The 14,667-nt window shown below is 63.6% G+C and carries 21 protein-coding genes; 15 read left to right on the forward strand and 6 right to left on the reverse strand.

Annotated features, from left to right (window positions below; all coding sequences use genetic code 11):
- Positions 1–234: 234 nt before the first annotated feature.
- Positions 235–777: a super-infection exclusion protein B gene (locus tag H5P29_RS22800; protein ID WP_154385182.1), complete on the reverse strand. Its 543-nt coding sequence runs from the start codon at positions 775–777 to the stop codon at positions 235–237.
- Positions 778–1,001: 224 nt separating this feature from the next.
- Between H5P29_RS22800 and H5P29_RS22805 the strand changes: the two genes are divergently transcribed.
- Positions 1,002–1,151 carry a hypothetical protein gene (locus H5P29_RS22805; RefSeq protein ID WP_154385181.1) on the forward strand — a complete coding sequence of 50 codons (150 nt, stop codon included), beginning with the start codon at positions 1,002–1,004 and terminating at the stop codon, positions 1,149–1,151.
- Between the two features lie 95 nt (positions 1,152–1,246).
- Positions 1,247–1,375 carry a hypothetical protein gene (locus H5P29_RS32830; protein WP_256438498.1) on the forward strand — a complete coding sequence of 43 codons (129 nt, stop codon included), beginning with the start codon at positions 1,247–1,249 and terminating at the stop codon, positions 1,373–1,375.
- A 101-nt stretch (positions 1,376–1,476) separates the two neighbouring features.
- Here the strand turns inward: H5P29_RS32830 and H5P29_RS22810 are convergent, their stop codons facing one another.
- Both H5P29_RS22810 and H5P29_RS22815 read right to left on the reverse strand, forming a co-directional pair.
- Positions 1,477–1,722 (reverse strand): hypothetical protein, encoded by a 246-nt coding sequence (locus H5P29_RS22810; RefSeq protein ID WP_154385180.1) that lies wholly within the window; start codon positions 1,720–1,722, stop codon positions 1,477–1,479.
- A 118-nt stretch (positions 1,723–1,840) separates the two neighbouring features.
- Positions 1,841–2,095 carry a hypothetical protein gene (locus H5P29_RS22815; RefSeq protein WP_154385179.1) on the reverse strand — a complete coding sequence of 85 codons (255 nt, stop codon included), beginning with the start codon at positions 2,093–2,095 and terminating at the stop codon, positions 1,841–1,843.
- A gap of 142 nt (positions 2,096–2,237) precedes the next feature.
- Between H5P29_RS22815 and H5P29_RS22820 the strand changes: the two genes are divergently transcribed.
- From H5P29_RS22820 to H5P29_RS22830, 3 genes are all read left to right on the forward strand, one after another.
- Positions 2,238–4,316 carry an ATP-dependent helicase gene (locus H5P29_RS22820; RefSeq protein ID WP_154385206.1) on the forward strand — a complete coding sequence of 693 codons (2,079 nt, stop codon included), beginning with the start codon at positions 2,238–2,240 and terminating at the stop codon, positions 4,314–4,316.
- 163 nt (positions 4,317–4,479) lie between these two features.
- Complete coding sequence (locus H5P29_RS22825) at positions 4,480–5,232, forward strand: hypothetical protein (RefSeq protein ID WP_154385178.1); 753 nt, start codon at positions 4,480–4,482, stop codon at positions 5,230–5,232.
- A 99-nt stretch (positions 5,233–5,331) separates the two neighbouring features.
- Positions 5,332–5,802, forward strand: coding sequence for a hypothetical protein (locus H5P29_RS22830; protein WP_154385177.1), 471 nt, complete (start codon positions 5,332–5,334; stop codon positions 5,800–5,802).
- A 564-nt stretch (positions 5,803–6,366) separates the two neighbouring features.
- On the opposite strand, the gene H5P29_RS22835 is transcribed toward H5P29_RS22830, so the two are convergent.
- Together H5P29_RS22835 and H5P29_RS22840 are read right to left on the reverse strand one after the other, a co-directional pair.
- Positions 6,367–6,873: an AAA family ATPase gene (locus H5P29_RS22835; RefSeq protein WP_154385176.1), complete on the reverse strand. Its 507-nt coding sequence runs from the start codon at positions 6,871–6,873 to the stop codon at positions 6,367–6,369.
- 95 nt (positions 6,874–6,968) lie between these two features.
- A complete protein-coding gene (locus tag H5P29_RS22840; RefSeq protein ID WP_154385175.1) occupies positions 6,969–7,130 on the reverse strand; it encodes a hypothetical protein in 162 nt (53 codons plus the stop codon).
- A gap of 365 nt (positions 7,131–7,495) precedes the next feature.
- On the opposite strand from H5P29_RS22840, the gene H5P29_RS22845 reads away from it, so the two are divergent.
- Both H5P29_RS22845 and H5P29_RS22850 read left to right on the forward strand, forming a co-directional pair.
- On the forward strand, positions 7,496–7,756 hold the full coding sequence (locus tag H5P29_RS22845; RefSeq protein ID WP_067963846.1) for a hypothetical protein: 261 nt from the start codon (positions 7,496–7,498) through the stop codon (positions 7,754–7,756).
- A 40-nt stretch (positions 7,757–7,796) separates the two neighbouring features.
- Complete coding sequence (locus H5P29_RS22850; RefSeq protein WP_154385174.1) at positions 7,797–7,961, forward strand: hypothetical protein; 165 nt, start codon at positions 7,797–7,799, stop codon at positions 7,959–7,961.
- Between the two features lie 25 nt (positions 7,962–7,986).
- Here the strand turns inward: H5P29_RS22850 and H5P29_RS22855 are convergent, their stop codons facing one another.
- Positions 7,987–8,532, reverse strand: a complete 546-nt coding sequence (locus tag H5P29_RS22855) for a DUF6428 family protein (protein ID WP_154385173.1) — start codon at positions 8,530–8,532, stop codon at positions 7,987–7,989.
- A 42-nt stretch (positions 8,533–8,574) separates the two neighbouring features.
- Between H5P29_RS22855 and H5P29_RS22860 the strand changes: the two genes are divergently transcribed.
- From H5P29_RS22860 to H5P29_RS22895, 8 genes are all read left to right on the forward strand, one after another.
- Positions 8,575–8,901, forward strand: a complete 327-nt coding sequence (locus H5P29_RS22860; protein ID WP_154385172.1) for a helix-turn-helix transcriptional regulator — start codon at positions 8,575–8,577, stop codon at positions 8,899–8,901.
- 16 nt (positions 8,902–8,917) lie between these two features.
- On the forward strand, positions 8,918–9,979 hold the full coding sequence (gene arsB, locus H5P29_RS22865) for an ACR3 family arsenite efflux transporter (RefSeq protein WP_154385171.1): 1,062 nt from the start codon (positions 8,918–8,920) through the stop codon (positions 9,977–9,979).
- Positions 9,979–10,401, forward strand: coding sequence for an arsenate reductase (glutaredoxin) (gene arsC / locus H5P29_RS22870; RefSeq protein WP_154385170.1), 423 nt, complete (start codon positions 9,979–9,981; stop codon positions 10,399–10,401). Before arsB ends, arsC begins: the two co-directional genes overlap by 1 nt.
- Positions 10,376–11,101: an arsenical resistance protein ArsH gene (gene arsH, locus H5P29_RS22875; protein ID WP_154385169.1), complete on the forward strand. Its 726-nt coding sequence runs from the start codon at positions 10,376–10,378 to the stop codon at positions 11,099–11,101. Before arsC ends, arsH begins: the two co-directional genes overlap by 26 nt.
- A gap of 113 nt (positions 11,102–11,214) precedes the next feature.
- On the forward strand, positions 11,215–11,532 hold the full coding sequence (locus H5P29_RS22880; RefSeq protein ID WP_154385168.1) for a helix-turn-helix transcriptional regulator: 318 nt from the start codon (positions 11,215–11,217) through the stop codon (positions 11,530–11,532).
- Between the two features lie 40 nt (positions 11,533–11,572).
- Positions 11,573–12,799: an arsenite efflux MFS transporter ArsK gene (gene arsK / locus H5P29_RS22885; RefSeq protein ID WP_154385167.1), complete on the forward strand. Its 1,227-nt coding sequence runs from the start codon at positions 11,573–11,575 to the stop codon at positions 12,797–12,799.
- 224 nt (positions 12,800–13,023) lie between these two features.
- A complete protein-coding gene (locus H5P29_RS22890; RefSeq protein ID WP_154385166.1) occupies positions 13,024–13,269 on the forward strand; it encodes a hypothetical protein in 246 nt (81 codons plus the stop codon).
- A 306-nt stretch (positions 13,270–13,575) separates the two neighbouring features.
- Positions 13,576–14,649 carry a PHB depolymerase family esterase gene (locus tag H5P29_RS22895; protein ID WP_154385165.1) on the forward strand — a complete coding sequence of 358 codons (1,074 nt, stop codon included), beginning with the start codon at positions 13,576–13,578 and terminating at the stop codon, positions 14,647–14,649.
- Positions 14,650–14,667 lie beyond the last annotated feature (18 nt).

Consider the following 14,667-nt stretch of genomic DNA (forward strand, 5'->3'; position numbering starts at 1 on the left):
CGGATGCGAACAAGGTGAAGGTGATGCTGAACCTCGATATCGCGGATTCTAACGGCACAGGAAATAACGGCCATCGTTTCGCGATGGCAGGCAGGAGCTTATCATGGCGGTCGGCTCTTGACCGGCTCCAGAAGGGCGGAGTGGTGCCCGACGACAGGACGCCCGAGGAAGAGCTTGAGCTAATCGACCAGGACGAGGTTGGTCATGACGATGAGATAGCGACCACGCTGCCACCTACTGCCAGCGGTCAAATGGTCTCAAGCCGACCAATTCTTGGAGTTGGGGTTGGTTCTTCCAGTCGTCCTTGAGCGCTTTCCAAATGTGGTCAGGTATCAATAAGGGCGTTTCGTCGGTGTGATGGTGTCCACCCGGGATTTGCAGTAACCCTTTCGCTATCAAGGCCTTGATGTACGGATTGAAGTACGGCCCGGCGAAAACTTGCGTCTGATTGGCTACGGCCCATGCCAAAAGCCACATCTCCGGCTGCGGTAAATCGTTCAAGCTTTCCACGTGCGCGGCTTCGGCAGCCTTGTAACGCCTGCGCCTAATCGGGCGCATCGCTAAGCCGATGGTTTGCTGAAGAAGTGCGACGATCAATATGCTTCCTGAGGTTATCGCAGATATGAAAGCGGCGCCGAGACTCCAACTTGGCAGCGCCTGAAGGTAACGCATCTCAAGGTGGTCAGCCCCAAGTAGCGCCACTGAAGCAATGAAAATGGCAAGGGCGGCAGGCCATGACGCCCCCATTGCTTCAACGATGTCCTTGAGGCTCGGCATGTCGCAATCCCCCAACGGCGCCGGACGCAGCGCGGTTACCCGAGCACAACATACCGCGACGGCTCTTCCATAAGGAACCCTCGCAAGAGCGTGATCCAACATCATTTTAACACGAACCTAGAGCTCTACGGCTGCTGCTTCGCTCGCTTCTAGCATTCACCACCCGCCCATTGAGGCGGGTTTCATGCCGGCGATGCCGGCCCCAAACCAAAGGAGAACGGCCGATGGGCCTGAAAGCCATTCTCGACAAGATCGATGATCTGCCCGAGGACCAGAAGTCGCTCGCATCGGCTACCGACCCGACCCAGCTCAAGCGTTCGTCGGTGAAGGTCGCCGGCGGCTTGGCCCTGTTCGTTATGAGCTGTCGCAGATGACCTGGCTGGAGAAGCACCTCCATACGCCCTGGTCCCCACCGAACTGATCGCCGTCGACCGGGGTTCGAACACGCTTCCGGTCGCAGACGCTGGCCTTGCTCGATGGCAACAGCTGGTATCTGATCCGCCTGCAGCAGGCGCAGCATCTGCTCCTGCTGCAAAAGGCCTATCCGGAATTCGCCGGCGTCGAGTTCCCGCGTGGCTCGATGGAACTGCTCAAATAGCCATCGATGACGCGAAGCGCGGGCCGGCCGAATGCGGGCGCGTTGCTCAAGCCTGCCAGTGAGGGCGATGCCGGTGAGAGCGATGCCGGCGAGCTATGTACCTAGCCATCGCGACGCGGCACCAGGCCGAGATCCCGACTGCGGTAATCGAGGCTTCGGCCGGTAATGCTCTCCAGAACGGCGTCCAGACCGGCGACGTGGTGATGCAGCAGCGAATAGGTCTCGTTGAAGGGCTTCAGGCTGATGAAGCACTTCTGGATCGCCATACGCAAAGGGATCGCCGCCAGGACGATCGCCTCGATCTCGCTCTCGGTCAGTCTGTCGTTTCTGTGGTGCCTGCGCGACATGTTTGCTCCTGTCTGACCGGACTGCGACGCGGCCGCGATGCGACCAGGCCGGCGCCCTCGCCATCGCCTGGCGCGCGCCCCTGATCGCCGAGGCGATACGGGAGCCCATCCACGACGCTCATCGGTCCGGCGCGCGATGCGACGTCGACATCCCCAGCAGCCGCACCAGTTCCTCATATTTGGCGCCGCAGCGGTCATAGATGTTGAACGTGTTGGTCCGCGTGCAGCCGATGCGCGCGACGATCGCGTCCAGCAGAAGCGCCAGCGTGCGGTCGCCGCCTGCCCGCACCATCGCGTCGCGGTCGTATTGCTTGCGCATCCCGCATTTGTCGCAGGAGACGATGATCTTGTCGGAGGGAAATTCGGATAACATCGGCATGAGAACAAAATAGGAACAAATACCTCCTGGCGTCAATTCACAAAATGCCAACGCAAGGGCAATGGCGCGCGCCGCAGGCTTCGCCCCGCCGGTGCAGGCCGTTGCGAACGAAACGGAAACGATGCTTCATGCCGGCATGAACATCGCCATCCGTGATTCGGCAGCAGTTTCCGGTTATCTCGCCCGCCTGAACCCGGGCCAGCGTGCGGCCGTCTTGCATGGCGACGGCGCGGTGTCGGGCCCCTTGCTGATCATTGCCGGCGCCGGCTCGGGCAAGACCAACACGCTCGCCCACCGGGTTGCCCATCTCATCGTCCGTGGCGCCGACCCCCGGCGCATCCTGCTGATGACATTTTCGCGCCGTGCCGCGGCCGAGATGAGCAGGCGCGTCGAGCGCATCGCCGCCGACGTGCTGCAGGAGCGCGCGGCGAGCCTGATGGAAGGGCTGAGCTGGGCCGGCACCTTCCATTCCGTCGGCGCGAGATTGCTGCGCGACTATGCGCTCGACATCGGGCTCGAGCCGGCCTTCACCATCCATGACCGGGAGGATTCGGCCGACCTGATGAACCTGGTTCGCCACCAGCTCGGCTTTTCCGAGACGGAGAAGCGGTTTCCTACCAAGGCGACCTGCCTTGCCATCTATTCCCGTGTCGTCAATTCCCAGGACAGGCTCGAGGCGGTGCTCGGCCACGCCTTTCCCTGGTGCGTCGGCTGGAGCGACGAGCTGAAGGCGCTGTTCGGGGCCTATGTCGAGGCCAAGCAGGCGCAGAACATCCTCGATTACGACGACCTCCTGCTCTACTGGGCGCAGATGGCGGCCGAGCCCGACATCGCCGCCCATCTTTCCCAGCGTTTCGACCATATCCTGGTCGACGAATACCAGGACACCAACCGGCTGCAGGCGGCGATCCTGACGGCGATCAAGCCCGACGGCCGCGGCCTGACCGTGGTCGGCGACGACGCCCAGTCGATCTATTCGTTCCGCGCCGCCGAAGTGCGCAACATCCTCGATTTCCCCGGCCTGTTTGCCGAACCTGCCCAGGTGGTGACGCTCGACCAGAACTATCGCTCGACCGACGCCATCCTCGCCGCTGCCAATGCCGTCATCGGCGAGGCCGAGGAACGTTTCACCAAGAACCTGTGGACCGAACGCCGCTCGCTGGAAAAGCCCCGCATCGTGACGGTTGCAGACGAAGCCGAACAGGCCGGCTATGTCTGCGACGAGGTCTTGAAGGAGCGCGAGGCCGGCACGCTTTTGAAGGAGCAGGCGGTGCTGTTTCGGGCAGCGCATCATTCGGGGCCGCTCGAGGTCGAGCTCACCAGGCGCAACATCCCCTTCGTCAAGTTCGGCGGGCTGAAGTTTCTCGATGCCGCCCATGTCAAGGACGTGCTGGCCATCCTGCGTTTTGCCCAGAACCCGCGCGACCGCATCGCCGGCTTCCGGGTGATGCAGCTGATGCCGGGCGTCGGCCCGTCGGCGGCGTCGAACGCCATCGACAGCATGGAGCAGTCGCTCGACCTCGAAATGGGGCTGGCGCGCTTCTCCCCGCCGGCCCGGGCGGCAAGCGACTGGCCCGGTTTTGTCGCGCTGTTTTCGGACCTCCGGCGCGGCCCCGGCTGGCCGGCCGAGATGGAGCGGGCGCGGCTGTGGTACGAGCCGCATCTCGAGCGCAAGCACGAGGATGCGACGACACGGCGGGCCGACCTGCTGCAGCTCGAACAGATCGCCTCCGGTTATCCCAGCCGCGAGCGTTTCCTCACCGAGCTGACACTCGACCCGCCCTCGGCAACCAGCGACGAGGCCGGACCGCCGCATCTCGACGAGGATTTTCTCATCCTGTCGACGATCCATTCGGCCAAGGGCCAGGAGTGGACCAAGGTGTTCGTCTTGAACGCGGTCGACGGCTGCATGCCGATCGACCTCAGCGCCGGCGAGCGCAAGGAGCTCGAGGAAGAACGCCGGCTGCTTTATGTCGCCATGACCCGGGCCAAGGATTCGCTGCACCTGATCACGCCGCAGCGTTTCTTCACCTCCGGCCAGGCGGCGCGCGGCGACAGGCATGTCTATGCTTCCCGCAGCCGCTTCATTGCGCAGCATCTGCTTACCCATTTCGAGGCGACCGCCTGGACCAGCCAGTCGTTCCAGAAAGACAAGGCGACGCGGCCGCAGGTTTCGGTCGACATCAAGGGCAAGATGCGCTCGATGTGGACGTAGCGGGGTCGAGGGTGTTCTTCGGCGACGTTGTAGTCGAACTGCGACATCGATGCCCGACACCTGTTACCTCGGTATGACACCGTCTTCCCAACCGCTGCGGCGCCCTCTACTTTGCCTCGACTTGCGCTCAGGACGGATGGGAGATGTTGTGTTCAGAAGTGTCTTGTCGACATTCGCACTTGTTCTGTCGACCCTCCTTGTTGCGCCTGCCGCAGCCTCGGCGGCCGAAACGCCGCCGGCCACGGCCCAACAGGCGCTCGAACAGTTGCTGCCCAGTTCCGTGTTCCGCCCTGGCATGTCCCTGGAGGAGTTGGAAGAGGTGATCGCTGCGCGCTTTTCCGACTGGCAGCGCGAAGACCGGACCCGCGCCCTCAACAACCGCAAGGACATCGAGCTTTCCCCGGAAGCCCGGTCCAGCTATCTGCATAAAGTGGTGATTGCTGGCGCCGACAAGGTGGCGGGTCGGTCCTTCCAGTATGATTTCGCCCTGACCTCGCCGCTATCGGGCGCCCGCGTCTATTCGATCGTCCATACCGTCGAGGCAGCAAAGTCGGAGCTGATCGCGCGGAACGATTGGGACCGCGCTTTGCGTGCCCGGTGGGGCGATGAACATGGGTGGCTGCGAACCGACACACGCCTGCGGGCAACATATTTCTTCGATGCACGATGGCTGCCGGTCGAAAACCGCGGCGAAAAGTGCATTGCCATCTACCCCGCGCTTGTTCGCCTGGACGAAAAGACCGTCGATCAGGTCGCTGCGACGTCGCAGCTTCTGCAAACAACGGGGTGTTCATTCAGTCGCGACAGCTTCCTGACGCTCAGGGATGGCGTTGCCGCTCGATCGACCTTTTATACCATCGACTTCAGGCTGCAGGTCGATGACGTGTCCAAGCGTGTGTCATTTGGGCTTCGTTAGCCGCGGGCCCGATCGCCGGCGGGCAACGCGACCGCCGCGTTTCGACCCGTTGCAATGTCTGCTCTCTGCCTGGCAGCTGTCACGATGCCGAGGCTGGTCGTGACCAAGAAAACGAGGACAAACGTGTCGATTGCCCGGACTGGACTGCGCGCTCTCATCGCAGCTTTCGTTCTCGCCCTTGCGGCCCCTGCCCATTCCCAGGACTGCGGCTCTCCCACGGGCGAGATGGACGCGTGCATTTTCGCCGAGCTGGCGGCAAGGGAATTTGCCGCGTCATTGCCGAAGCGCATGGACGAGTTTCAGACACTCGACATGGTCGTCGCCAACGGGCGAAGGTCCGTCTTCAACATCGTCTGGAACCAGACGAAGGCGGAGATGGATCAGATGCTTGCCGCCAAGGGTACGAGCTGGGCTGCCATCACCGACGACATCGATACGAACTTGTCAAAATTCCTCTGCGACATGAGCGGCACCTCCGACTTCATCAGGATGGGCGGCATCATGCAGGCCAACTACCGGACGAAGGACTGGCATCCGTTCCACACCGTGCAGGTCTCCAGCTGCCCTTGAAGCCGCCGTGGGCCAGCAGCTTCATCAGTTCCGCAAGATCGGCCGCCTCACAGGCGACAGGACAAGCGCCCTCGCCTTCAAAGCGAGCCAGATCGAGATTTCCAGTGTCGGCAAGTTATAGGCCGCCTACCGGCAAACAGGTGCGAAACCGATGAACTGTTCAGATTGTGCGCCATATGACCTTCAACGGCTTATCCGGTCTCCCGGCGAGCTGTCCAAAGTCATCAAGACGGTCCGCGAAGCCGTCCTTTCAGGTGCATTGTTCGCCGATGCGCATCCTGGCCACCCCTTCCTGGACCTTGATCCTGATGGCCCGTGGCAAGACGTCATCAGCTACGGCTTCCGCTGCAAAAGTTGCGCCCGGGGCTTTGAGCTCCAATGCGAAACCTACCATGGCGCAGGCGGCGCGTGGGCGCCTGCGGAATCATAGCCCGAGCCGGCGCCTCACTTCGCCAGTCTTCTCCTGCCAGCCCATTCGCACCGACGACTCCAGCAGCAGGGGCGGTCGCGAATTGAGAGTTCAAGCGATGCCGTGCACCCCCCTCGCCAAACAACGCTGAGACGTCAGTCGTCGAGAATGGCGTCGACCACCTGTTCGACATCCATGGCGGATGAATCGATCCACCGGCCGAGCCGCGGCGTCTCGCGGGCAAGGGCCTCGGCGAGAACAGCGGGCGGAAAATGATCGGAATAGCCTGTTTTTGCCCGGTCCCTGTCGCGCTGCGCCAGCACCTCGGCCGACGGCGCCAGCACCACGACGCGCGGATCAAGGTCGGCCAGGCGCTCGACGACGGCGACAAGATCCTGCCCGATGAGAATGTCCTGATAGACAACGGTGAAGCCGGCGTCGTGGTAACGACGCACGGCATCGGTGGCGATCACCTGGCGCAGCGTCAGTTGCGCGCGCGCTTCGGCGTCGAGCGTCGGCCCCATGACGGCCGCACCGTTGACGATCATGCGACGGAAGACATCGCCGCCGACGACGGCCGAGCGGGGGAAACGTTGCGCCAGCGCCTTGGCGACGGTGGTCTTGCCGGCGGCCATCGCGCCGGTGATGACAAAGAGGCTCATGCGGAAATCCTGCTTGTTGCTCGCCCCGTGCGCATGGCAGCTGGGCAGATCTTGGCGGCTGGGCGGGGTAGATCTGGGCACCCCGACGGATCAGGTCACCGCGACAGAAACGCCTCCGCGGCGCCGCCGCGGCAGGCTTCGAACATGCCGATGAACACGGCACCGCGGGCCGACAGCCCGGCCCGGCCCCACAGCGCCTTGCCTGAGGCCTTGTCCGCTGGCATCGCGCGCAAAGGCTCGCCAAGAGTGGCGTTCATGCAGGTGAGCACATAGGCACGAACGACCGAGATGCCGCAAATCGCGCCATCGGCGTTGAGGGCGCTCGATGGGATCTGCTCGATCCGCCGGTCGGCACCAGCCAGCAGGAAGGTCCGCTCGCTCTCCGCCTGGATGCAAGCAGCTGTTGCAGCTTGCCGCGTTCGGACGCCCGGCTGACGGGCGGACAGGCGCCCGTCGCGACGGCCGCGCTGGAGGCGAGAACGGCCAGCGCAAATCCAAGGCTCGAGGCGAATCTGAAACGAGATAGCATGTGGCAAAGCTTAGCCGCACTCAACACTGTCGACAACTTGCAGCAATCGAGATTTCGTGCCGTATTATACGGGAGATCGCGGGTCGAAAGACAATGAACCACGCTGCCGGCGCCGTTGGAATACTGATTTTCTTACTGCTGGTCGTGACCGGACATGTTCTTTGGGGGCAAGGCGGCGCTGCTGCCCTGGGCGCGCTCGGGGCGATACTCGGCTTTTTCGTTGCCGTTTTTCTCGATGAAATCCTGCCCGGCAAATATGGCGACTATGTCGATGCGGCTTTGGGCGCTGCGCTGGTTTTGACCATGGGATGGATGATCGTGGATTTTGCCATCACGAACTGGAACGTTCGCTAGACGCGTCGATGTCATCAACCGGAGAAGAGGGGGAATAACCATGCCCAACGAAGGAAAGATCGTCGGTGCAGCCGAAGCGCATCAGAAGGCGATGGAACAGGTCAAGGAGATGGACAAGCAGTTCCGGCCGGAGCCTGTCGAAAAGACGCTGTTCGAGAAGACCCACGAAAAGCTCGAAAAGGCGCAAAAAGAGGGCAAGGTCTGAGCTCAGCCGCACAGAGGCAACCGCTCTAGCCGCAGCAGGGCTGGCCATCGCCTTTGGCGGGGCCGCAGCAGGCAGTGGTCGCCTTCGCCTGCTCGACAAGCCAGCGGTCGCGCGGCTTGCAGCTCGACGCCCGGGCGGAGAGCTGGACATGGACCTCGCCGCCCTGGACAAGCGGCATGGATGCCTTGTGGAGCTGTATCGCGGCGATGCCGTCGCTGACCTCGAAGGTCAGCCTGGCCCCGGGATCAAGAGCCACATGCGCGCCGACCTTGCCGATGATGGCCGCGAATTTTCCCGCCGGCATATGGGTCCGTCCGTCTTCGTCGACATCCCAGAGCTGGATGAAGAGCTCGGTCCAGGCCTCGGGGTTTGCGCCGCAATCAAGTGCTGCAAAGGCTCCGGCCTTCACTTCGGTGACGTGGTAGCCCGGCTTCACCGTGCGGCCGCCATAGCTGAACAGCAACGGCTTGTCCTTGTGCCCGGCAAGGACGGACAACAGCGCGCCGATCGAAATGCCGTCATCTGCGAAATCGGTCGAGCCGGCAAAATCGTGGTTGTCAGGGGTCGGCATCTCGGTTATTCCTCATTTTGACATTTCTAGGATTGTTGAAATATGGATGAACGTCAAGCGCTGATCGCCTTGGGGGCGATGTCCCAGGAAACGCGGCTGAAGATCGTCCGGCTCTTGGTCAAGGCCGGGCCGGACGGCATGGCCGCAGGCAGCATTGCCGAGGCCGCAGGGGTTACGGCATCGAATGTGTCGTTCCACCTCAAGGAGCTGGAGCGTGGCGGGCTGGTCACCGCCCGCCGCGACGCGCGCTCCATCGTCTACTCGGCCGACTACCAGGCCCTGAGCGGCCTGATCCGGTTTCTGATGGAGGACTGCTGCGCCGGCAATCCGGCCATCTGCCAGCCGGCCCTTGCGCCCGCCTGCTGTTAAGGGACGGCCAGAAATCATGTCGACATTCGAACGCTATCTGACCCTCTGGGTCGCGCTGTGCATCGTCGTGGGCATCGCGCTTGGCCATCTGCTGCCAGCTGTCTTCCAGGCCATCGGCGGCGCCGAGATCGCCAGGGTGAACATTGCGGTCGCCGTGCTGATCTGGCTGATGATCATCCCGATGCTGCTGAAGATCGATTTCGCCGCCATGGGCGAGGTCGGCAGGCATTGGCGCGGCATCGGCGTCACGCTGTTCATCAACTGGGCGGTCAAGCCGTTCTCGATGGCGCTGCTCGGCTGGCTGTTCATCGGCTGGCTCTTCCGCCCGCATCTGCCCGCCGACCAGATCGATTCCTACATCGCGGGTCTGATCATCCTGGCAGCCGCCCCTTGCACGGCCATGGTGTTCGTCTGGTCGAACCTGACCGGGGGTGAACCGCATTTCACCCTGTCGCAGGTGGCGCTCAACGATGCCATCATGGTGGTTGCCTTTGCGCCGATCGTCGGCCTGCTGCTCGGCCTGTCCGCGATCACCGTTCCCTGGGGCACGCTGGTCCTGTCGGTGGTTCTCTACATCGTCATTCCCGTCGTCATCGCCCAGCTGATCAGACGCCGGCTGCTCGCCGCAGGCGGCCAGGCCGCGCTCGACCGACTGCTGCACACCTTGCAGCCGCTCTCGCTGGTGGCTCTGCTGGCGACGCTTGTGCTTCTGTTCGGCTTCCAGGGCGAGCAGATCATCGCCCAGCCGGCGATCATCGCGCTTCTGGCGGTGCCGATCCTGATCCAGGTCTATCTGAACTCGGGCCTGGCCTATCTGCTCAACCGCATCTCGGGCGAGCAGCATTGCGTCGCCGGTCCGTCGGCGCTGATCGGCGCTTCCAATTTCTTCGAGCTGGCGGTCGCCGCCGCCATCAGCCTGTTCGGCTTCAGCTCGGGTGCAGCACTTGCAACCGTCGTCGGCGTGCTTGTCGAGGTTCCGGTGATGCTGTCGGTCGTCTGGATCGTGAACCGCAGCAAGGGCTGGTACGAGCGCGGCGTGGCCGTCAAATCCTCCAACGAAGCTGAAAGGTCCGCCTGATGGACGTCACCATCTACCACAACCCCGCCTGCGGCACGTCGCGCAACACGCTTGCGCTCATCCGCAATGCCGGGGTCGAGCCCACTGTGATCGACTATCTGCAAACGCCGCCCGCGCGCGCCGTGCTGCAGGACATGATCGCCAAGGCCGGCCTCAGCGTGCGCGAAGCCATCAGGCAGAAGGGCACGCCCTATGCGGAACTGGGCCTGGACGATCCGAATCTGACCGACGACCAGTTGCTGGACGCCATGCTGGCGCATCCGATCCTGATCAACCGGCCATTCGTCGTCACGCCCTGGGGCGTGCGGCTCAGCCGACCTTCCGAGATCGTGCTCGACATCCTGCCGCTTCCGCAAAAAGGGCCGTTTCACAAGGAAGACGGCGAGGTGCTGATCGATGCCTGGGGAAACCGCGTTGCCTGACCTGCCCAACATCGCCAGCAACGCGCTGGAACTGCCTGACCGCAGCAAGCTGTCCGTCGAATTGTCGACCCACAAGCCGCGGATCCTGCTTCTCTACGGATCGCTTCGTGGACGCTCATACAGTCGCTTCCTGACCCAGGAAGCTGCGCGCCTGCTGGAGCACTTCGGCGCCGAGACCCGCATCTTCGATCCCTCCGGCCTTCCCCTGCCCGACGGCGCGCCAACCGATCACCCGAAGGTCAAGGAACTGCGCGAGCTGTCGCTTTGGTCGGAAGGCCAGGTCTGGACCAGCCCGGAACGACACGGGGCGATGAGCGGGGTGATGAAATCGCAGATCGACTGGATCCCGCTGGCCACAGGTTCGATCCGGCCGACGCAAGGGCGCACATTGGCGGTGATGCAGGTCTCGGGCGGCTCGCAGTCGTTCAACGCGGTCAGCCAGATGCGCATCCTCGGCCGCTGGATGCGGATGATCACCATCCCGAACCAGTCTTCCGTGGCCAAGGCCTACCAGGAGTTCGATGAGGCTGGCCGCATGAAGCCGTCATCCTACTACGACCGCGTCGTCGACGTGATGGAAGAGCTGGTCAAGTTCACGCTCATCACCCGCGATGTCTCGGACTACCTGACCAGCCGCTACAGCGAACGCAAGGAAGATGCCGAAAAGCTCGAGGCGCGCATGAAGCTCAAGGCGATCTAGAGCATCTGGTCCCGCCGTTGGGGTCGTCGGCAAGGTCGTCGTCCGAACGGCATATTTCTATCATTCTCGAAATACCCATTGACGTTGCCACGCGGTGGGCGCTAGCTATTTCCATGAAACTCGAAACAGCAGCTACCCAGCTCGAAGCGCTCGGCAACCCGACGCGACTACGGATTTACCGAGCCCTCGTTCGCGCCGGCGAACAGGGGCTCGCCGTCGGCCATCTGCAGGAGAGGATCGGCATCGCCGCATCGACCCTCTCCCATCATCTGCATCGACTGATCGCCACTGGTCTCGTTGGGCAGGAGCGCCAGGCAACAACACTGATCTGCCGTGCCAATTACGCCGCAATGAACGACCTTCTCGGTTTCCTCTCCGACGAATGCTGCGCCGACGTTCGCTCCCCGCAGACGAAAGACAACGCGGCATAATTTTTTGACAGCTATTTCGATAATCCCGGAAAGATGGAAAATGGCACCGCCCGTTTCAACTGAACAGCGCCGCAGCACCGTCATCTGGGGCCTCGGCCTGACCCAGATCATCGGCTACGGCACGCTCTATTACAGCTTCAGCATCCTCGCGCCCGGGATGGCCAGGGATTTCGGCTGGACGCAGGAATGGGTGTTCGCAGTCTTTTCCGCCGCCTTGCTGATCGGCGGTCTCGCCGCGCCGTCCATCGGCCGCCGCATCGATCGCCATGGCGCGGGTGCGATGATGGCCCTGGGCTCGCTGGTCGCGGCCTTGTCGCTGGTCCTGTGCGGGCTCGCACCCGATCGCCTGACCTTCGTCGCCGGCATGATCGTCATGGAGATCGCCTCGGCCTTCGTCCTCTACAACGCGGCCTTTGCCGCCCTGGTGCAGATCACGCCGCAAAGCGGCCAGAAGAGCATCACCCATCTGACATTGATTGCCGGTTTTGCCTCGACCCTGTTCTGGCCGATCACCACCGAACTGCACGCGCATCTGACATGGCGGCAGGTCTATCTCGCCTTCGCCGTCCTGCATCTGGTGGCGTGCCTGCCGTTTCACTGCTGGCTGGCACGCGCGATGAACGCCGATCGCCGCGGCGGCAAGGACAGGGCCAGAGCCGTGGCAGCGATCGCAGGAAGCGTCGCCTCCTGGGATCGGCGCCGGGCGTTTGCCCTCATGGGCCTGGGATTCGCGCTCGAAGGCTTCGTCCTGTCGGCGCTGCTCGTCCACATGGTTCCGCTGCTCAGCGCCGTCGGGCTTGGGGCGAGTGCTGTGCTGGTGGGCACGCTGTTCGGCCCTGCCCAGGTGTTCAGCCGCTTCATCAACATGCTGGCCGGCCGCGGGCTGTCGCAGCTGGTGCTGGCGGTGATCTCCGCCGCTTTCCTCGTCGCCGGCTTGTCGACCTTGCTGGTGTCGGCTCCCTGGATCTGGGGTGCGGCGGCTTTCGCCATCCTTTTCGGCCTCGGGTCGGGATTGACCAGCATCGTCCAGGGGTCCCTGCCCCTGGCCCTGTTCGGCTCCGAGGGCTATGGCGCGTTGCTGGGCAAGATATCGTCGATCCGGTTGATCGTATCGGCACTGGCTCCGTTTGTCTTTTCAGTGCTGATGGCGCGTTTCGGCACCTGGCCTGCGCTGGCCATCGCCATCGTGCTGGGCATCGCCGCGGCCATCGCCTTTGCCAGCATCGGCTGGCGCCGCCGTGAAACTGAAATGGTGCCGGAGACATGATCCGCCTGGCGGCGCCCCCGGGGGCAACGACCGTTGTTTCGCCCTCGGCCGTTCGACGGCGGTTTTGGGATCGTGGAGAACATCGGCCTGGTCTTTGCCGATGCCGGAGCAATCGGACTTGTGTTGGAGCTGTTGCCGCACATGGCTGCGAGGCCGGGCGTCGGCCCAGGTCTGAGGCTGCGCCTTGGCCCCAGGTGCTTGTCACCAAAGCCTTGGGATGACCGATGCACAAAGTCAGGGACGCGCTCGTCGACGTCCTGATGTCGAACACGCAAGACCGCCTTGCCTGGGACCCGGCATCGCCGGCGCAGGCGGCACAACATCTCGGCCTGACCCAAGCGCGCATCCAGCGGGCGGTCGACCGGCTCTGGCAGCGCATCGCGCAGGACAGGTCTTCTGGCGACTTCCACCTGTGGACGTGGCCAGCGCGAGCGGAAGGTGGCGCAGGCGCCGACAACACCAGACCCTGAGAAACCGCCAAGCCGTCTGGCCGCTGCCACCAGCGGCCAGGCCCACAAGGTCTTCGGATTCCGGATCGTGCGGGGCGCGTTCGGGGAGACAGAGGTCGCGAACAGCCCTGCCCGCCACCCAGATCAGCACCAGCCAGCCTGCCCGGCCAAGGCCTGTTGAGGCGGCAGCCTCAGCAGGCCTTTGTCGCGCCTGCGCGGCTGGAAACTGCGCCGCGCGATTTATTGTGCAGTGCAGCAACGATAGACGCTCATCGGCGTTGTGGAGGGCGCGCGGTCCGGTCAGGGCTGCGGAAACAGGACACCGCCATGAGAAACCTATCTGATACGATCTCGCGCCTGGCAGCACGCCGTGCGCAAACGGTCTCGCCGGAGCGGCATGACGACCCGCTCAGGGATCTGGTGAACTTCGGCTCGAACCCCGGTGCCCTGCGAGCCAGACGCTATGTTCCGGAGAACCTGCCTGGCTCAGCGCCGCTGGTCGTCGTGCTTCATGGCTGCACCCAGACCGCGTCGGGCTACGACCATGGCGCCGGCTGGTCCGCCCTTGCCGACAGCCAGGGATTTGCGCTGCTGTTTCCAGAACAGCAGCGGTCCAACAATGCCAATCTCTGCTTCAACTGGTTCGAGCCGGGCGACATGATGCGCAACGGCGGCGAAGCTCTGTCGATCCGCCAGATGATCGAGGCGATGGTTCTGGCGCATCGGCTTGATCGCGGCCGGATCTTCATCACCGGGCTTTCGGCCGGCGGCGCGATGACGTCGGTGATGCTGGCGACCTATCCCGAGGTGTTTGCCGGCGGCGCCATCATCGCCGGATTGCCCTTTGGCACGGCCAATTCGATCCCGACGGCCTTCGACCGCATGCGCGGCCATGGCGGCCCCTCGGAGGCGCGGCTTCAGCAGCTGCTGCGCGCCGCCTCGCCCCACACGGGCCCATGGCCGACACTTTCCGTCTGGCACGGCTCGGCCGACCAGATCGTCGTCGGATCAAACGCCGACGACATCATCGGCCAATGGCGGACCATTCACGGCATCGACGATGAAGCGCCGCCGTCGACGACCATGGTCGACGGCCACAGCCGTCGCGTCTGGAAAGACGGCTCGGGACGGGAGGTGATCGAACAGTATCGCATCAAAGGCATGGGGCACGGCACGCCGCTGGCTGCAAACGGCATCGGGACCCCCGGCCCGTTCATGATCGACGCCGGCATCTCGTCGACGCAGCGCATCGCGCAATTCTGGCAAATCGCAGATCCGCAGGTCGAGATCCTGCTGCCGCAAAAACGAGAAAGAGCAGCGGCTCCCGACAAGCCGGCCCGCGCCGAGGGGATCACCAGGACAATCGAGGATGCGCTGCGATCGGCCGGGCTTCTGCGCTAGAGCAATTCCAGGAAAAGT

The sequence above is a fragment of the Aminobacter sp. MDW-2 genome, from assembly GCF_014250155.1.
Classification (GTDB): domain Bacteria; phylum Pseudomonadota; class Alphaproteobacteria; order Rhizobiales; family Rhizobiaceae; genus Aminobacter; species Aminobacter ciceronei.

Bases quoted from the DNA above. Each gene is read 5' to 3' on its own strand.
- H5P29_RS22800 (WP_154385182.1), bottom strand. From the start codon at position 777: ATGCCGAGCCTCAAGGACATCGTTGAAGCAATGGGGGCGTCATGGCCT.
- H5P29_RS22805 (WP_154385181.1), top strand. From the start codon at position 1,002: ATGGGCCTGAAAGCCATTCTCGACAAGATCGATGATCTGCCCGAGGAC.
- H5P29_RS22810 (WP_154385180.1), bottom strand. From the start codon at position 1,722: ATGTCGCGCAGGCACCACAGAAACGACAGACTGACCGAGAGCGAGATC.
- H5P29_RS22815 (WP_154385179.1), bottom strand. From the start codon at position 2,095: ATGTTATCCGAATTTCCCTCCGACAAGATCATCGTCTCCTGCGACAAA.
- H5P29_RS22820 (WP_154385206.1), top strand. From the start codon at position 2,238: ATGAACATCGCCATCCGTGATTCGGCAGCAGTTTCCGGTTATCTCGCC.
- H5P29_RS22835 (WP_154385176.1), bottom strand. From the start codon at position 6,873: ATGAGCCTCTTTGTCATCACCGGCGCGATGGCCGCCGGCAAGACCACC.
- H5P29_RS22840 (WP_154385175.1), bottom strand. From the start codon at position 7,130: ATGAACGCCACTCTTGGCGAGCCTTTGCGCGCGATGCCAGCGGACAAG.
- H5P29_RS22845 (WP_067963846.1), top strand. From the start codon at position 7,496: ATGAACCACGCTGCCGGCGCCGTTGGAATACTGATTTTCTTACTGCTG.
- H5P29_RS22850 (WP_154385174.1), top strand. From the start codon at position 7,797: ATGCCCAACGAAGGAAAGATCGTCGGTGCAGCCGAAGCGCATCAGAAG.
- H5P29_RS22855 (WP_154385173.1), bottom strand. From the start codon at position 8,532: ATGCCGACCCCTGACAACCACGATTTTGCCGGCTCGACCGATTTCGCA.
- H5P29_RS22860 (WP_154385172.1), top strand. From the start codon at position 8,575: ATGGATGAACGTCAAGCGCTGATCGCCTTGGGGGCGATGTCCCAGGAA.
- arsB (WP_154385171.1), top strand. From the start codon at position 8,918: ATGTCGACATTCGAACGCTATCTGACCCTCTGGGTCGCGCTGTGCATC.
- arsC (WP_154385170.1), top strand. From the start codon at position 9,979: ATGGACGTCACCATCTACCACAACCCCGCCTGCGGCACGTCGCGCAAC.
- arsH (WP_154385169.1), top strand. From the start codon at position 10,376: ATGCCTGGGGAAACCGCGTTGCCTGACCTGCCCAACATCGCCAGCAAC.
- H5P29_RS22880 (WP_154385168.1), top strand. From the start codon at position 11,215: ATGAAACTCGAAACAGCAGCTACCCAGCTCGAAGCGCTCGGCAACCCG.
- arsK (WP_154385167.1), top strand. From the start codon at position 11,573: ATGGCACCGCCCGTTTCAACTGAACAGCGCCGCAGCACCGTCATCTGG.
- H5P29_RS22890 (WP_154385166.1), top strand. From the start codon at position 13,024: ATGCACAAAGTCAGGGACGCGCTCGTCGACGTCCTGATGTCGAACACG.
- H5P29_RS22895 (WP_154385165.1), top strand. From the start codon at position 13,576: ATGAGAAACCTATCTGATACGATCTCGCGCCTGGCAGCACGCCGTGCG.